This window comes from Streptomyces sp. 13-12-16, from assembly GCF_002114215.1.
Taxonomy (GTDB): domain Bacteria; phylum Actinomycetota; class Actinomycetes; order Streptomycetales; family Streptomycetaceae; genus Streptomyces.
In genome coordinates this window covers 1-351 of record NZ_NCTE01001348.1, presented here as the reverse complement: position 1 = coordinate 351, position 351 = coordinate 1, and the positions used below count along the sequence as shown (strand labels likewise).

Annotated in this window: 2 pseudogenes; both read left to right on the top strand. The window is 76.9% G+C overall.

The annotated features are described in order from the left end of the window. Nucleotides 1-136 (top strand): annotated as a pseudogene (locus B7767_RS48885) (type VII secretion integral membrane protein EccD); the annotation flags it as partial. Nucleotides 137-149: 13 nt separating this feature from the next. Further along, nucleotides 150-351: pseudogene (locus tag B7767_RS40745) on the top strand (hypothetical protein); the annotation flags it as partial.

The window sequence follows — 351 nt, the reverse complement described above, 5'->3', positions numbered from 1 at the left end:
GCAGCCGGCCGAGCATGTGCGGGTCCGGCTGCGGCGGGCCGGTGACCTGCTCGAATCGGTGGGGGTCATCGCGCTGCTCCCGCTGCTCGTCGGCGTGTTCGGTGTGTACGGGCGACTGCTCGACACCTTCGCTTAGGAGGCGCGGCGGTATGGCGCAGGAGCAGGGGGACCAGTGGCGGGAGCAGCCGTCGGCACACGGTGGTGGCGGCGACTGGCAGCGGGACGTGCTGCGGGAGCTGGGCGGCGGCTCCGGGAGCGGCCGCCCGGGTACGGATGCCCGGCCCGGCGAGCCCGCGCTGCGGCTCGTGCACCCCGCACCCCCGCAGCCCGCGGCCACGGCGCCGGAAGCGG